General features: G+C 72.8%; 13 protein-coding genes, 1 pseudogene and 1 riboswitch. Of the genes and pseudogenes, 5 read left to right on the top strand and 9 right to left on the bottom strand.

The genetic code is table 11. From position 1 onward, the window contains the following. The first annotated feature begins 52 nt into the window (after window positions 1-52). Window positions 53-250, top strand: coding sequence for a DUF6381 family protein (locus ACZ5WC_RS18785; RefSeq protein WP_468541831.1), 198 nt, complete (start codon window positions 53-55; stop codon window positions 248-250). Between the two features lie 8 nt (window positions 251-258). Here the strand turns inward: ACZ5WC_RS18785 and ACZ5WC_RS18780 are convergent. The 5 genes and pseudogenes from ACZ5WC_RS18780 to ACZ5WC_RS18760 all read right to left on the bottom strand — a co-directional run. Beyond that, a pseudogene (locus tag ACZ5WC_RS18780) lies at window positions 259-381 on the bottom strand (ISAzo13-like element transposase-related protein); the annotation flags it as partial. A 105-nt stretch (window positions 382-486) separates the two neighbouring features. Continuing rightward, on the bottom strand, window positions 487-975 hold the full coding sequence (locus ACZ5WC_RS18775) for a hypothetical protein (protein ID WP_468541830.1): 489 nt from the start codon (window positions 973-975) through the stop codon (window positions 487-489). Between the two features lie 131 nt (window positions 976-1,106). Next, window positions 1,107-1,994 (bottom strand): hypothetical protein, encoded by an 888-nt coding sequence (locus ACZ5WC_RS18770; protein WP_468541829.1) that lies wholly within the window; start codon window positions 1,992-1,994, stop codon window positions 1,107-1,109. 344 nt (window positions 1,995-2,338) lie between these two features. Further along, on the bottom strand, window positions 2,339-3,346 hold the full coding sequence (locus ACZ5WC_RS18765; protein WP_468541828.1) for a PHP domain-containing protein: 1,008 nt from the start codon (window positions 3,344-3,346) through the stop codon (window positions 2,339-2,341). Between the two features lie 88 nt (window positions 3,347-3,434). After that, the gene (locus tag ACZ5WC_RS18760; RefSeq protein WP_468541827.1) at window positions 3,435-4,943 is read right to left on the bottom strand and encodes a helix-turn-helix domain-containing protein; all 1,509 of its coding nucleotides are present in this window, start codon (window positions 4,941-4,943) and stop codon (window positions 3,435-3,437) included. Window positions 4,944-5,143: 200 nt separating this feature from the next. Between ACZ5WC_RS18760 and ACZ5WC_RS18755 the strand changes: the two genes are divergently transcribed. Both ACZ5WC_RS18755 and ACZ5WC_RS18750 read left to right on the top strand, forming a co-directional pair. After that, a complete protein-coding gene (locus ACZ5WC_RS18755; RefSeq protein WP_468541826.1) occupies window positions 5,144-5,758 on the top strand; it encodes a hypothetical protein in 615 nt (204 codons plus the stop codon). Between the two features lie 88 nt (window positions 5,759-5,846). Next, window positions 5,847-8,522 (top strand): SpoIIE family protein phosphatase, encoded by a 2,676-nt coding sequence (locus ACZ5WC_RS18750; protein ID WP_468541825.1) that lies wholly within the window; start codon window positions 5,847-5,849, stop codon window positions 8,520-8,522. Window positions 8,523-8,606: 84 nt separating this feature from the next. Here ACZ5WC_RS18750 and ACZ5WC_RS18745 read toward each other — a convergent pair whose 3' ends face one another. Further along, a complete protein-coding gene (locus ACZ5WC_RS18745) occupies window positions 8,607-9,968 on the bottom strand; it encodes an FAD-dependent oxidoreductase (protein WP_468541824.1) in 1,362 nt (453 codons plus the stop codon). Between the two features lie 481 nt (window positions 9,969-10,449). Next, a riboswitch (cyclic di-AMP (ydaO/yuaA leader) is annotated at window positions 10,450-10,608 on the top strand. A gap of 3 nt (window positions 10,609-10,611) precedes the next feature. Between ACZ5WC_RS18745 and ACZ5WC_RS18740 the strand changes: the two genes are divergently transcribed. After that, complete coding sequence (locus ACZ5WC_RS18740) at window positions 10,612-11,466, top strand: transglycosylase SLT domain-containing protein (RefSeq protein WP_468541823.1); 855 nt, start codon at window positions 10,612-10,614, stop codon at window positions 11,464-11,466. A gap of 78 nt (window positions 11,467-11,544) precedes the next feature. Here the strand turns inward: ACZ5WC_RS18740 and ACZ5WC_RS18735 are convergent, their stop codons facing one another. The 3 genes from ACZ5WC_RS18735 to ACZ5WC_RS18725 form a co-directional block, all read right to left on the bottom strand. After that, the gene (locus ACZ5WC_RS18735; RefSeq protein WP_468541822.1) at window positions 11,545-13,062 is read right to left on the bottom strand and encodes a PucR family transcriptional regulator; all 1,518 of its coding nucleotides are present in this window, start codon (window positions 13,060-13,062) and stop codon (window positions 11,545-11,547) included. Window positions 13,063-13,138: 76 nt separating this feature from the next. Next, on the bottom strand, window positions 13,139-13,945 hold the full coding sequence (locus ACZ5WC_RS18730) for an SAM-dependent methyltransferase (protein ID WP_468541821.1): 807 nt from the start codon (window positions 13,943-13,945) through the stop codon (window positions 13,139-13,141). Further along, the gene (locus ACZ5WC_RS18725) at window positions 13,920-14,789 is read right to left on the bottom strand and encodes a helix-turn-helix domain-containing protein (RefSeq protein ID WP_468541820.1); all 870 of its coding nucleotides are present in this window, start codon (window positions 14,787-14,789) and stop codon (window positions 13,920-13,922) included. Before ACZ5WC_RS18725 ends, ACZ5WC_RS18730 begins: the two co-directional genes overlap by 26 nt. Window positions 14,790-14,926: 137 nt before the next feature. Between ACZ5WC_RS18725 and ACZ5WC_RS18720 the strand changes: the two genes are divergently transcribed. Further along, window positions 14,927-15,298 (top strand): hypothetical protein, encoded by a 372-nt coding sequence (locus ACZ5WC_RS18720; RefSeq protein WP_468541819.1) that lies wholly within the window; start codon window positions 14,927-14,929, stop codon window positions 15,296-15,298. Window positions 15,299-15,354: the final 56 nt, after the last annotated feature.

The following is a 15,354-nucleotide window of genomic DNA, read 5'->3' as shown; positions in this document are numbered from 1 at the left end:
GGTTCGCTGGGGGGCAGTGGTCCCCAGCGTCCCCAGCGTCCAAGGAGTGGTGATGAGCGGTTCGGACGAACCCGCCGACCTGGCTCGGCAGATGCGTGAGAAGGCCCAGCAGCTCGCCGAGGCCGCGGAGCGCGCGAGCGACCCGCAGGAGAAGGAGCGGCTGGCGAAGAAGTCCCGGACGATCCGGGACCGGAGCGAGCAGCAGAGCACGACGGCGGCGGGGCCCTCTACCCCAAGACCGCGGAGGTAGGGCTTGCCGATCAGGCCCGCGACCGTATCCGCCGAGACCCGGTGGCCCCGCCGGGTCGGCTCGGCGGCCAGGCGCCGGGTCGACTTCGTCGTCCACCGCAGCGGCGACACCGGGTCGCCCCGCTCGTCCGGCGACCGGTCGCACGTGTGAACCGGTGAGCCAAACGATCACGCAGAGGCGAGCCGCACCCCGGTCGGAGATGCGGCCCAGCCTGCTGTACGGCGGTAGCGCGAGGATCAGCTGATGAAGCTGCCCGCGCGGCAGTCGCCCGCGGTTACCCAGCGGTGGGAGGAGATGGAGTTGTTCATGTTGTAGCGAGTTCCGCTGGGGGCCGGAGTGAACCGGTTGCGGCTCAGGTCGTCCACGTAGAACTCGCCAGGCTTCAGGCAGCCGTAGCCGAACTTCCACGGCTCCGAGTTGTCCCCGATCCAGTAGAACGCGACGACGTCCCTGCCACCGTAGTAGCCGCTGTTCATGACGGACGACGCCCTGTTGTCGTCGGACCCCCGGAACGCGCCGGCCCCATCGCCCCAGTCGCCGTCGTTCCCCTGCGTCCCGCCCAGGAGGGTGCCTTGGCAGTCCTTGCCGTCCCAGGCACGGACGTAGCCGTCGCGGCCCGGCCATTTGCTGTTGCAGCCGTCCGCGGCTTGAGCAGTGCCGACCGAGGCGGTGAGGCCCAGGGCTGCCAAGCCGAAGGCGGCGAATGCTGTACCAACCTTGCGCATGTCTGTACTCCTTCGCTGTTTTCTGACCTGCCTCACTCGGGGCAGGGGATCCGCGCCTCTTGGCGCGGAGGCTGGTAGGGGGAGGGAACACCCTCCGGGTCCGGAAGGCGACGCGCGGGGAGCGCGACTGGTCACTCGCGCGGTTCGACGATCTGCTCGGCGCGCGTCAGGGCCCGGTGCCGCAGACGTTGGGCCGTGTCCAGGGCGCCCCCGAACTCGGTCCTCAGCTGATCGACGTAGTGGGCCTCCCGCTGCCGGCCGATGGTCTTGAGCGAGGTCTGGCGAGCGCAGGTGGCGGCGGCGACGGCGATACGGAGTTCGGTCCCGAAGTCTGCCTGTCCTGCTGCCTGCCGGGCCTCGCCCGGGTCCCGATAGGGATGCCCGGCGCTCTGCATACAACGGGACCAGGCGCGGACCGCGCGGGCGAACTTCTCGTCCGCCAGCAGTTCTCCCACGTAGAGAGGCCGGATGCTGTCGGCGGCCTTCTCGGCGACGAACCACGTCTCCAGATCGCCGTACAGCTTCCGCTCGGCCTCGCCGATGCAGCCGTCGGCACGTTTGCGGATCGTGCCTCCGCCTGGGACGTCGGCGACGATGACCCGGGCCGTCGGGCCGCCGTCGAGCGCTGTGTCGAAGGCCCTGCGACGCTCAGCGGAGAGGCCTTTGCGGTAGGCGATGTTCGGGTCCTTCGCCCGGGCGCGGCTGCTCTTCTCGGCGATGCGGCTGCCGTAGCCGTGCTTGTGGGCCCACGCCACATCGTCCTGGACATAGCCGGTCGGGCGGCTCTCCTCCAGGGTCAGTGGCCTGCGTTCGCGGTAGGTGAACCCCTGTCGCTCCATGCACTTGCTGATCAGCCGCTGGACCGCGTCATCGATGCGGAGCTGGTCCGCGTGGGTGAGCTCGCGGACAGGGCGTGACTCGCGCCCCTGCTCGGTGTTCATCCCATCGGACCGGGAGAGCCCCTTGGCCTTTGTCCCGTTGCTGTCCGTGCACCCGGTCGTGGCGGATAACGCAGCCATGACGAGGCACACTGAAGCGAACACGCGCTTCATGGAAATTCCCTCCCCCGTCGCGGTGTTCCTCGTTGGCACCGCAGGAACACCATGACCCGTGGAGCCGCTTCCAGATACCTCGTACCTCAGAGGAACGGCGCCGGGCATGGGTGTGACAGAGTGGAATCTTCGGTCCGGGCGCAGGACGTGACCACGATTCCTTCACGCCAGGCGGGCACCTGAACCGCCCCGGGTTCGGTGGAGATCTCAGGCTGTGCACGTGTTCCCGTGCACACCCGTCCCGGTCCCGCCCGGGGCGGGTGCCGTCGCCGCCTGCCGACCGTACGCACCGCACGTGCCGTGCGTACGCGTCACCCGGCCCACTCCAGCAGCCGCTCCGCGCTCCACGTCGTCACCACGCGCTCGGCCGGGATCCCGCACTCCTCGGCGCGCGCACAGCCCGACAGCTGCCAGTCCAGCTGCCCCGGAGCATGCGCGTCCGTGTCGATCGAGAACAGCACGCCCGCCGCTTCGGCCTCGCGCAGCAGCCGCAGGGGCGGATCCTGCCGTTCCGGGCGGCAGTTGATCTCCACCGCCGTCCCCGCCTCCGCACAGGCGGCGAGAACCCGGCCCGCGTCGAACCGAGACTCCGGCCTCCCGCGACCGTCCAGGAGCCTGCCCGTGCAGTGGCCGAGCACATTGGCCTGCGGATGCCGCACCGCCGCTTCCAGACGCCGGGTCATCGGGCCCGGGTCCATGCGCAGCTTGGAGTGGACGGAGACCACCACCACGTCGAGCCGTTCCAGCAGCTCGGGCTCCTGGTCGAGCGAACCGTCCGGGAGGATGTCGCACTCGATGCCCGTCAGCAGCCGGAACGGAGCCCACTCCTCGTTGAGCCGCTCCACCACCGTGAGCTGCTGCCGCAGCCGCTCGGGCGACAGGCCGCCCGCCACCGTCAGCCGGGGCGAGTGGTCGGTGAGCACGGCCCACGCGTGCCCGAGTTCCGCCGCCGTCCGGCCCATTTCCTCGATCGGGCTGCCGCCGTCCGACCAGTCCGAGTGCAGATGGCAGTCGCCGGTCAGCAGGGCGCGGAGTTCCCGGCCTCCCTCGGGGACCGGTTCCGCCGCGGCCTCCCGCTCCAGCCGGTCCAGATAGGCGGGCACCCCGCCGGCCAGGGCCTCGCCGATCACCTCGGCCGTACGGGGGCCGATCCCGGCGACCCTCTCCAAGGAGTTCGCGGCCGCCCGCTCGGCCGCCTCCCCGACGTCCATCGCGTCCACGACGGCGGCTGCCCTCCGGAAGGCCTTCACCCGGTGGGTGGAGGCTTGCGAGCGTTCCAGCAGGAAAGCGATCCGCCGCAGAGCGGTGACAGGGTCCATCCCACCTCACCTCCAGCCGTGCGCGCGCCGCCTGTCACCAGCATGGCCGCACCCGGGCCCGTACGCCTCCGCGATCCCGCTCACCGCGTCAGGAGGACGGCGGCTCCTCGGCCTCGTCGGCTTCCTCCCGTGCGACCCAGCGCCCGCTGTCCGTGTCGTAGTCGTGGACGGGCCGCCCCCGCGCCCCGCTCGTACGGAACGGGCGCCCGTCGTCGTCGATGCGCACCGTCCCGGACCGGCCCCCGCTGCTCCACGCCAGCTCGGCGAACCAGTAACAGTCGCAGCGGACCGTGCGGCCGGTGACGAGGAAGACCTCCGGGTCCGAGGCCGAGACGCGGTACGGGAAGGCGACCGCCTCGATCGGCACGCCCGAGTCGTTGCCCGGGACCGATCGCGCCACGGGACGGGGTACGTCGAGGTCGACGTCGAACACCCGCGGGGTGAGCGCCCCGCCGCACCCGGGGCTCATCCGGTACACCCGGCCCCCGACGGGCGTCCCGCGCTCGACGACCCGGATGCGCAGCGCCTCCAGCACCACGGCCCGCTCGTCCCGGCCCTGAACGGTGATCCGGACCCTGGTGTCGCCCGCGTGCACCGCGCCGAGAGCCTTCGCCCAGGCTGCCCCGTCGGCCTCGACCGGGGGCGGCGGGACGGCCGCGGGCGCGCGGTCGACGAGATAGGAGTGGCCGCAGCCGGACTTCCATGCGTGGTCGTCGCTGGTCCAGGTGAACGGCGCCCGCCCGGCTCCGGTGCCCTGGTCCGGCCCCGGCTCCGGCTCCGGGGAGGACCCCGGCGGCCCGGGTACTCCTTCCTGCCGTGCGACCTCGGGCGGCGCTGTCGGCCGGGGACCGCCCGACGGACCGTCCGACGGTGTCCCGGGCGCGGGTGCGCCGTCCGTGGCAGAGGGCTCCGGGACGGCGCCCGGGGGGACGCCCGGCCCCTGGGCCGCCGACGGCTGCCGCTCCTGCCCCGGCAGGAACGGCAACCGGGTCCCGCCGAAGCCCGTGACCAGGGCGAGGACGACAACGGCCGCGGCGAGGGCGGCGAGCGCCTGCCCGTACCGGCGCACCCGTCGCGAGCGACCCGGCGCGGCGGGGACGGCCCGGCCCTTGACGCCGTACGACGCCCCGGGCCGGGTGCTTTCCCTGTCGCCTGGTCCGGGCGCGGAGCTCTCGCGTACGGCCTTCGCCCCCGCCCCAGGCTCCCCGGCCCGCACCGGCCCCGCGCCGGGAGTCTCCCGTACAGCCTCAGCCTCCCCACCGGCGGCCTGCCCCGCGCCGGGAGTCTCCCGTACGGGCTCCGCCGCAGCGTCCCCCGCCCCCTGCCGGTCGAGGCGCTCCGCGTCCGCCAGGAGCCACAGGCGGTGCAGGGCCTCCCGTTCCCCGCCCGGTGCGCCGCACAGCCGGGCCAGCCGTTCCACCGCGGCGAACTCCGCCGGCACCGTCCGCCCGGTGCAGTACCGGTGCAGCGTCGATCCGCTGACCCCGACGCGACGGGCCAGCGAGGCGTACGTCCGGCCCGAGCCCTCCCGCAGCGCGCTCAGCCGTTCCGCCAGCGCGTCACGCGCGCACCCCTCGGCCTCGTCACCGTCACTCAAGCCGCTCGACCTCCTCACAGCCGTCCCAGGGCGTTCCAGCCCTCCGGGAACACCCACGTCACCGGGGGTGGGACGGTTCCAGCCCGGCCGGAAGCAGTGTCGCGCTTGTCCGGATCGGGGGCGGCCGCCCAGGCTGGTGCCCGTTCCCCTGCGACTCCCGTACGGGAACACGACCGACCGCCCGAACGGGGAGCTTCACCATGCACATGATCCGCACCGCACTCCTGACCGCCGCAGCCGCGGGCCTGGCCGCCACCGCGCTGGCCCCCGTGCCCGCCGCCGCGGCCCCCGCTCCCGCCCCCGCTCCGAAGTTCCTCAGCGCCAAGGAGCTGCCCGCGTCGCTCACCCCGTGGACCGCGGGTCCGGTGCGCAAGGGCCTGCCCGAGTACGGGGCCGTGTGCACCGGCGAGGCCACCCCGGCCGCCGGTACCCGCCACCGGGAATTCCGTACCGAGCTGGACACCGGCGCCCGCCAGACCATCACCGTCGCCCCCACCACCGCGAAGGCGAAGGCGCTCGCGGCGAAGCTGCGGACCTCGCTGGAGACCTGCCTCGACCGGCTCAAGGAGCAGGACCCGGGTCTGGAGGGCGAGGCCTTCTACCACGGCCGCGTGAACGTGGCGGACGGCGCGCACGTCTACAGCATCGACACCTCCTACCCGGAGGTCGGCTCCACCGACATCGGCCTCTACTCCGTGGGCCGCGACGGCCGTGCGGTGACCGTCGTCGAGTGGGGCCAGCTCGGCGAACTGGACGGCGCGCCGCTGGGGGGATTCAGGAAGACGACCCGCACCGCCGTCGCCAAGATGTACTGACCTCCGCACCCGCGACCGGCCGCCGACGGGGGGGCGGCCGGTCGTGCCGGAGGTGCGAGGCCCCCCTGACCGGGAGCATCCTGGCTGTGTGACCCGGCACGGTACGACCCGGCACACCCCGCCCGCCGGCAGCGGGGACACGGACGGGGCGGGCGAGGACGGCCGCGTACCGGACGAGCTGTCCCTCGTCCTCGCGCAGTCCCTGGTCAGCGCCGTCGAGTCGTCCGACGGCTACGCGGGCGGGGTGTACCTGCGCACGGGGACGCCGGGGCTGCTGCGGCTCGCGGTACTCGCCGGACTGCCGGGCCCGCTGTTCCGGCCCTGGTGGCGGATGCATGTGAACCGCCCCTTCCCGGTCTCCGAGGCCTACCGCTCGGGGCGGCCCGTACTGCTCGCCGACGCGGAGGAGGCGATGCGGCGCTTCCCGCAGCTGATGGCCGGGCTGCCGTTCCCGTTCGGTTCGCTGTGGGTCCCCGTCACCGGGCCCCTCGGCAGCATGGGCGTACTGGCCGTTCTGCGGGCCTCCACCCCGGGGCGGCCGATCGCCGCGGCCGACGGCGACCGGCTCCACCGGCACGGCCAGCGGCTCGGTGACGCGCTCACCGATCTGGAGCGGCGGGGCATCGACTGCGTATGGGAGACCGAGCCGGTCCCCGTGCAGCTGCCCGCCGCCACCGCGCCCCCGGTGCGGGTCGGCCGCTTCGACTGGGACCTGCACTCCGGGCAGGTCGCCGCCGACGACGAACTGTGCGCGATCCTCGGCTTCGAGCCCGCCGCCTTTCCCGGCACCGTCGACGCACTGGCCGCGCGGCTGGTCCCCGAGGACGTGTACGGGCTGTGGGCCCTGGCCCGGCAGACGGTGGAGTCGGCACAACCGGTCGTCCGCCGCATGCGGCTGCGCGGCCCCGACGGCCGGTCCCATCTGCTGGAGCTCTCCGGCCGCTGGACCCACCCGGACGGCGACGCCGACTCCAGCCATCTGACCGGGTTCCTGGTCGACCTGGGCGCGGGCCCCGTCGTGCCGGAGGCCGCCGACCGGCTGCCCCGGGGCGTCCTCTCCCTGGACCGGCTCGGCCGGATCACCTACGCCAACGGACTCGCCGAAGAGCTGCTCGGGCACTCCCGCACGGAGCTCGTCGGCCGTCTGGTGTGGCAGGCCCTGCCGTGGTTCGGGCACGAGGCGTACGAGGACCACTACCGGGCCGCCATGATCGCCCACGAGCCCGTCCACTTCCTCGCCCGCCGCCCGCCCTCCCGCTGGCTGTCCGTCTCCCTGTATCCGGGCCACGACGGGGTGAGCGTCGTCCTCCAGGCGACCGACCGGCCGGCCTACGCCCCCGGATCGGTCACCGCCCCCGGCCTGGGCATCGGCTCCACCGCCGACCGCTCCTCCGCGCTCTACCGTCCGGTGGCCCTCGCCATCGCGCTGACCGAGGCGGTCACGGCCCGTCAGGTCTCCGCCGTGGTCACGGAGGAACTGCTGCCCGCGTTCGGCGGCCGCCAGCTCGCCATCTATCTGCTGAACGAGCGTCATCTGCACCTGGCGTGGGAGACGGGGTTCCCCAAGGGCTTCCTCGACCGCTTCGACGGGGTCGGACTCGACGTCAGGATTCCCGGGGTGGAGACCCTGACCACCGGCCGCCCGATCTTCTTCGAGTCCATGCAGCACCTGGCCGAGGCCTACCCGGGCATCCCCATCGACGCGGACGTCGGGGCCCGGGCCTTCCTGCCGCTGATCGCCTCGGGGCGGCCGGTGGGCTCCTGCATCCTCGGCTTCGACCGGCCGCGCGGCTTCAGCCCGGAGGAGCGCACGGTCCTGACCGCGCTGGCCGGGCTCATCGCCCAGGCGCTCCAGCGCGCCCAGCGTTACGACAGTGAGTCGGCCCTCGCCCGCGGACTCCAGGACGCCCTGCTGCCCCACCGGCTGCCGGAGGTCGACGGGGTGGACACGCTGGGGCGCTATCTCTCCGGCACCCAGGGCATGGAGGTGGGCGGCGACTGGTACGACGTCATCGAGACCGGTCACGAACTCGCGCTGATCATCGGCGATGTCCAGGGCCACGGTGTCGCCGCCGCCGCGACGATGGGCCAACTCCGCAGTGCGGTGCGGGCGTTCGCGCTGAGCAACCACGACCCGCAGGAGGTGATGAGCGGGACGAACCGGCTGCTCATCGACCTCGACCCGGGCCAGTTCGCCAGCTGCTGCTACGTGGTCCTCGACCCGGCGACCGGGGTGGCCCGTGTCGTACGGGCGGGGCATCCGCAGCCCGTGCTGCGAAGGCCCGACGGCCGGACGGAGGTGCTGGACCTGCCCGGCGGCATCGTGCTCGGGATCGACGGACAGGCGGTCTATCCGGTCACCGAGATGCGGCTCGAACCGGGCGCCATGCTCGCGCTCTTCACCGACGGCCTGATCGAACGCCCCGGTACCGACATCGACGAGGGGATCGAGCGGCTGCGCGCCACGATCGAACGCATCGGCGCCGTCCCGCTGGCCGACACGGCCGACCAGGTCATCGGGGAGGCACGAGCGGCCATCGACCGCCCCGACGACATCGCGATCCTGCTGGCCGCCCGCTGGGCCGGGACCTCGACGGTCCGTCGGCCCGCCGAGGCGCACACCCCCGGACCGGACCTGTGGCGGACGTTCCGGGGTGCGGAGCCGGGGCGCACGGCCGAGGCCCGGGGCCGGCCCCGCACGGATGGCGGCACGGCGGCCCCGGGTCCCGCCCGGACGGACGTCAGCCCCGGTCGGGACCGGTGAGGGCCCCGTCCAGGGCCGGGCGGTGTCCGCCGGGACGTGCCCGGCCGACGGTCAGGTCCGGCGCCCGGGGCGCCCGGCCGACGATCAGGCGCCCGAGGCCTTGAGCATGCCCTCGCGCTCCACGACCTTGATCCGCTCACGGCCCTGGGCCGCGCCGAGCGCCTGCTCGTGCGCGTCCAGCCTGTGCCAGCCCTCCCAGGTCGTGTACCGCACGCCCCGGTCCTCCAGGAAGGCCTCGACGGCCTCGGGGGCGGGCGTCGCCGGCTCGGGCAGCCGACCGGCGGCGCGGTCCTCCAGGAGGCAGGCCACCGTCTCGTTGGCGTCGCCCTTCGTGTGGCCGATCAGGCCGATCGGACCGCGCTTGATCCAGCCCGTGACGTAGACCGAGGCCATGTGTTCGTCCCCGGCGATGACCCGGCCCGCCTCGTGCGGGACGGTGCCGGAGGCCACGTCGAAGGGGAGCTTGGACAGCTCCTCCGAGTAGTAGCCGACGGCGCGGTAGACGCTCTGCACGTCCCAGTCGGTGAACTCTCCGGTGCCCCGGACATTGCCGGTGCCGTCCAGCTCGGTGCGCTCGGTGCGCAGCGCCGCGACCTTGCCGTCCTCGCCGAGGATCTCGACGGGGGACTCGAAGAAGTGCAGGAACAGCTTGTGCGGGCGGTCGCCGACATCGCGGATCGCCCAGTTCTCCAGGGTCTGCGCGACCATGTTGGCCTGCTTGTTCTCCCGCCGGGTGGCGATGGAGCCCTCGTCGTACTCGATGTCCTCGGGGTTGACGATGACTTCGATGTTGGGGGAGTGGTCCAGCTCCCGCAGCTCCATCGGGCTGAACTTGGCCTGCGCCGGGCCACGCCGACCGAAGACATGAACCTCCAGCGCCTTGTTCGCCTTGAGGCCCTGGTACACGTTGTCCGGGATCTCGGTGGGCAGCAGCTCGTCCGCCGTCTTGGCCAGGACCCGGGCCACGTCCAGCGCCACGTTGCCCACGCCGAGGACGGCGACCTTCTCCGCGGTCAGCGGCCAGGTGCGGGGGACCTCGGGGTGACCGTCGTACCAGGAGACGAACTCGGCCGCGCCGTAGGAGCCGTCCAGGTCGATGCCGGGGATGTCGAGAGCCCGGTCGGCCTCGGCGCCGGTGGAGAAGATCACGGCGTCGTAGAACGAGCGCAGGTCGTCCAGGCCGATGTCGTTCGGGTAGCTGACGTTCCCGAAGAGGCGGATCTGCGGCTTGTCCAGCACCTGGTGGAGGGCCTTGACGATGCCCTTGATCCGGGGGTGGTCGGGGGCCACGCCGTAACGGATCAGGCCGAAGGGCGCGGGCATGCGCTCGAAGAGGTCGATGGAGACCCCCGGGTCCTGGCAGACCTCGGATTTGAGCAGCGCGTCCGCAGCGTAGATACCGGCGGGGCCGGCTCCGACAATGGCGACGCGGACGGGGCGTGTCATGGCGTGGTGTTCCTTCGGGGCGGGCGAACGCGGGCAGGTACAGCGTACGTCGGAGGTAAGGGTTGGCTTACTAGTCTCCACCCCACACCGTAAGCGATCGCCCGGCGAGCGCTTCGACCGGCCCTGACCAGCGTGCCCGATAAGTCCATTTCGCCATATCGATATGGGTGATTTACCTCCTTTGGAACTCTCATCCGTAAAGGGCTTATTAGGGCGCTTGAGGCATTTGCCTGGCCGTGTTTTCGCCACCTCCGGTGGAAGTGGTGAGCGTCACGTCGCGGGGCGCGGACGGTGATCCGGAGGGTTCGGTTCCCTTCTGTGCGAAGAAAGTTGACGCGGTGACGGTGCGGCCCCCGTCGGAAATCCCCTGTTTCGATCATGCGGAAAAACAGCGATGCGGAATGCGGGGCTTGTTCCGTTCGGCGTTTCTCGCCTACGGTCACCGTCAATCCGGATGGAACGCCGAATCCTGCCGCCGTCCGGGAATCCGAAACCCACTCACGTACGGCAGGAGCGGGGGACCCAGGTAAGTCGCCGAACCGTTACCGGAACGGCTTGGGGTGAAGTCGCATGCCCATGCGGCCAGACATCTCCCGTCTGAACCCGACAGCTCACCTCGCAGGCGCCGGAGAGGAAATTCCCCATGCCCGCACAGGGTAAGCACCGCCGTCCCAAGTCCACCTCGCTGAGCCGCGGCCTCGCCGCCGTGACCACGGGCGGAGCCGTTCTCGCTCTCCCGGTGATCGGCGCCACCACCGCCTTCGCGGCCCCCGCCCCGGCCGCCCAGCAGCAGGCCGTGGCCCCGGTCTCCGTGGCCGCCCAGGTGAATTCCGCCACCAAGGCCGCTTCCGGGTCCGCCGTGAAGTCCGCGCCCGCCAAGCATTCCGTGGCGGCCGGGGAAACCCTTTCCAAGATCGCCCGCGAATATTCCGTCAGCGGCGGTTGGAAGAAGCTCTACGAAGGGAACCGGAAGGTCGTCGGCGGTAATCCCGACCTCATTCACCCGGGTCTCACGCTGACCATCGGCGCCAAGGCCGCCGCCCCGTCGGAGGACAAGTCCGGCAAGGCCTCCGCGAGCGCCGCCCGCGGTGAGTCGGCTGACCGCGCCGACCGTTCCGAGCGCGCCGCGGCCCCGGTCGCGAAGGCCGCCCCGGCCGCCGAGAAGCCGACCGCGTACACGAACGACCTCGACGGCTGGATCAAGGAGTCGCTGGCGATCATGGCCGAGCGCGGCATCCCCGGCAGCTACGAGGGCATCCACCGCAACATCATGCGCGAGTCCTCCGGCAACCCGAACGCCATCAACAACTGGGACTCCAACGCCGCCAAGGGCACCCCGTCCAAGGGCCTGCTCCAGGTCATCGACCCGACCTTCCAGGCCTACCACGTGCCCGGCACCTCGACCGACAGCTACGACCCGGTCGCCAACATCACCGCCGCGTGCAACTACGCCGCCGACCGCTACGGCTCCATCGACAACGTCTTCGGCGCCTACTGACCGAGGCGCGGAGACCCGGAAGGCGGTGCCACCCGTTCGCGCGGTGGCACCGCCTTCCGCCGTTTCCCGCTGCCGCCGTCAGGTACGCCGGTAGGTGCGGCCGCCGCGCCGGGGCAGGGCGCGCGGGTCGTCCGCGCCGTCGGTGGCCGCGGTGGTTTCGAGAGCGAGGTGGAGCTCGGCGCGGACGGCGGCGTCATCGAGGTTCCGGTCGAGATGCTCGGCGCACTGGGCGAGCCAGACCGTCAGGGTGGTGCGGTGGACGTGCAGTTCGGTCGCGGCGGGCGCGGTCTTCGCGTGGTGGCGCAGCCAGCAGGCCAGCGCGATCCGCAGGTGCGGTTCGAGACCGCCGACCAGACCGGTGGCCCAGGAGAGGGCGGGGGCGGTGTCGAGAATCCCGGCGGGCAGCGTCTTCAACCGGGCTGGACCGTACGGGCCCGCGGCCGCTTGGCTTCCCGGCGGCGTCGGGCCCGAGTCCCCCTGCCCGCCGTCGTGAGCGTGGCCGTTGTGGTCGCCGGAGGCGGGAGCGCGGAGGGCGAGGAGGAGATGGGCCCGCACGGTGGCGTCGTCGAGGTCCGTGCCGAGCAGGGCGGTCAGCTCGCGCAGCCGGGTGCGGAGGGTGCCGGCGGAGATACCGAGCGCGGCGGCGGCGCGCGGGGTGCTGCCGGTGCGCAGCCACACCAGGAGCAGGTGCCGGTGCTGCGGGGTGAGCGGGCCGAGGACGGCGGCCGCCCACCGGCTGTAGGAGCCGGGGTCCAGGAGGCGGACGAGCTGTGTGGCGCCCACGGCATCGGCGGGGACGACGCGGTGGGCGGGGGTGGCGCTGTGCCGGGCGGCGGCCGCGTCCGCGTGCGCGGTGGGCATGTCCGCGAGCGGGAGCGGTCCGGCGAGGCCCGCGAGGAGGTGGTGGCGTTCACTGACCCGGGAGACCAGGCGGAGGATCCGCCCGTTGTCCTGGCCGCGGTGGAGTTCGGCGACCAGGAGCTCGCCGTCCAGCTCGCCGATCAGGGCGCAGGAGCCGCTGTGCCCGGCGAGGGAGGGGCGGGCGGCGCGCCAGAGGACCTGGTGGGCGGTGGGAACGTCGGGGCCGGTGAGCCGGTAGACCGTGACATGCGTGAGGCCGTCGGCGCCCAGGGTGTCGGTGACGGCGGTGGTGTGGCCGCCCAGGAGCAGCCGGAGCAGCGTGGAGTGCAGCCGCATCTGCTCGGCGCGCAGTTCGGCGGCGCGCTGCCCCCGGACCTCCAGCAGGGCCGCGGTGGTGGTGGCGACGAGGGCGGTGTGCTCGGCGCGGACGACGGGCGCCGGGTGCAGGACGAGGACGGCGCCGGCCGCCGGCCGCAGGACGTGGTGCGGGTGGTCCTGCGGGTGGGACGCCGCCCGGACGCCGGCGGCGGCCGCGACGGCGGGGGTGCTGTAGACGGCTCCGGCGATCGGGTCGGCCAGCACTGCCGAGCCGTTGATCAGGGTGGCGGCCTCGCTGATCAGGTGCGCACCGGAGCGCATGGCGGCCCGCAGGAGCCGGTCCGCCGCGGCTTCCCGTGTATCGCGGGCGCGGAACGGATCGGCTTCGAAGGGCTCTGCCGTACCTCTGGTGCTCATGCTGTACGCCTCTGCGGGCCGAGCGCGCCGCGCACCGGTCCATCCCGGTGCGCGGCGCGGCGGTTGCGGACAGGGGTTACGGGATGCGGGCGACGGCCCCCCACCCGGCCCGGGCCGTGGTGGTGCCGGTGTTCGCGTCGGGCCGCCAGTTCGGCCAGGACACCATCCCCGGCTCCACCATCTCCAGCCCGTCGAAGAACGCGATCGTCGTCTCCGGCTCCCGGAAGATGTACGGGATGGCGCCGGATGAGTTGTACTCGTCCTGCACGGCGCGGTGCGCCTCGTCCGAGGCGGTGGAGTGCGAGAGCGAGAGGTAGCTGCCCGAGGGCAGCCGCTCCACCAGCCGCCGTACCAGGGACAGCGCGTCGTCCCAGTCCACGATGTGCCCGAGCACGTCCGAGATCACCAGGGCGACCGGCCGCGTCAGGTCCAGGGTCTCGGCGGCCCCGGCCAGGACGGTGTCCGTGTCGCGCATGTCCGCCTCGACGTACGCGGTCGCGCCTTCGGGGCTGGACGTCAGCAGGGCATGGACGTGCAGCAGCACGAGCGGGTCGTGGTCGACGTAGACGATCCGCGACTCCGGGGCGATCCGCTGGGCGACCTCGTGGGTGTTGTTCGCGGTGGGCAGGCCCGCGCCGACGTCCAGGAACTGCCGTATCCCGGCGTCCCGGGCGAGGTGGGTGACCGTCCGGCGCAGGAAGTCACGGGACTCCTTCGCGAAGGTCTCGATCAGCGGGTACTTGTTCTTGTACGCGTCGCCCGCCGCCCGGTCCGCCGGGAAGTTGTCCTTCCCGCCGAGCCAGTAGTTCCACACCCGGGCGCTGTGCGCGACGGACGTGTCGATCTGTGCGGGCAGTTCAAGCCCATTCCCGGTCGTACTCATCCTGAAGAATCTCCCTGGTTCGGGCCGGACGTATCGCCATCACGCACGACATGTCCAGCATTGCTTGGTATTCCTGTACGGACGGATTGGTGTCCCAGACCTCCGCCGTCCCGGGCAGCCCGCCCTCGCGGACCACGTGATCCGCGATCTCCCGGATCTCCACCCGGTACAGACTCAGCGCCGGCACCCCGGTGAGCGGGTGCGGCGGCGCGCCGTCGGGGTGCAGCTGCACCGTCACCTCCCGCCGCCCGGCGGCCCTCTGAAGCGCGTTCAGTTGCTCGCGCATCACCTCGGGGCCGCCGACCCGGCAGCGCAGCGCGGTGACCGGCAGTACCGCCCACACCCGCGCCTGCTGTTCACGCAGCCGCTTCTGACGCTCCGCCAGCAGGTCGGCCCGCCGCTGCCGCGCCCCGGTGCCCAGTTCGGGCCGCAGGGCCGCGTCCACGGCCATGGCGTAGGCCGGGGTCCGGAGCAGCAGGGGTACGAGCGCCGGGTCCCAGGTGCGGACGACGCTCGCGGCGGACTCCACGCTCATCAGGTCCATGAGCCAGGGGTCCATCGCGTCCCGCCATGGATGCCACCAGCCGGGCATGTTCGCGGCGTTGAGCCGGCCCATGATGTCCTCGGCCTCCGCCGCGCCCGCCCCGTAGAGGCCGAGCAGCGCGGAGACCTGCCCGACATCGAGGGAGGTCTGCGCCTGCTCCAGCCGCCGCAGCGTCGTCGGATGCCAGCCGAGCTGCTTCGCGGCCTGCGGTACGGACAGACCGGCGCCTTCCCGCAGGTGCCGCAGGCGCGCCACCAGGACCAGGTGCTGCGCCGTCCGGCCCGACCGTTCACGCGCCACGTGGTGCTCCCTCCCCGCTCCGGCTCGATCTATTCGACACTCCGCACAGTCTGAGCGCAATGCATACAACGCACCTTGCGACGACCGCACGCCGCTCTCATGGTGAGTATCTCCGACGCCACCCTGGAGCCCACCCCGTGAACCATCCGAGTCCGCTGCGCGCTGTTCCCGCCCCGATGCCGGCCCCCGCCCGCCCGCTCGATCTCCGCGTACGCGCGCAGCGGATCCAGATCGACGAACTGATCGTCGACGACCCGCACGAGGTCCTCGCGCATGCCTGCCGGGCAGCCCGCACCGCCCCGGACACCGCGGCCCTGCTGGGGTACGGCCCCGGCGCCGACCTGACGCTCCCGGCGGCCGCCGCGCTTCTCTGCGCCCTCCACGAACCCGACGAACTCGCCACCATGGGCCTGCGCTTCACGCGGCACACGACTCACGTCACCGCCCACAACCAGCAGAGCGAACCCGTCTCGCTGGAGTTGTCCCACGCCCCGGAAGAGGGGCGCTGACCTGCCCGGTCGCCTCGCCCGGCAACGGCGCGCGCCCCGGCTTCGCCTGCCGGAGG

Source organism: Streptomyces sp. NPDC033165 (genome assembly GCF_055577965.1).
This window is presented reverse-complemented; position numbering and strand designations above follow the sequence as displayed.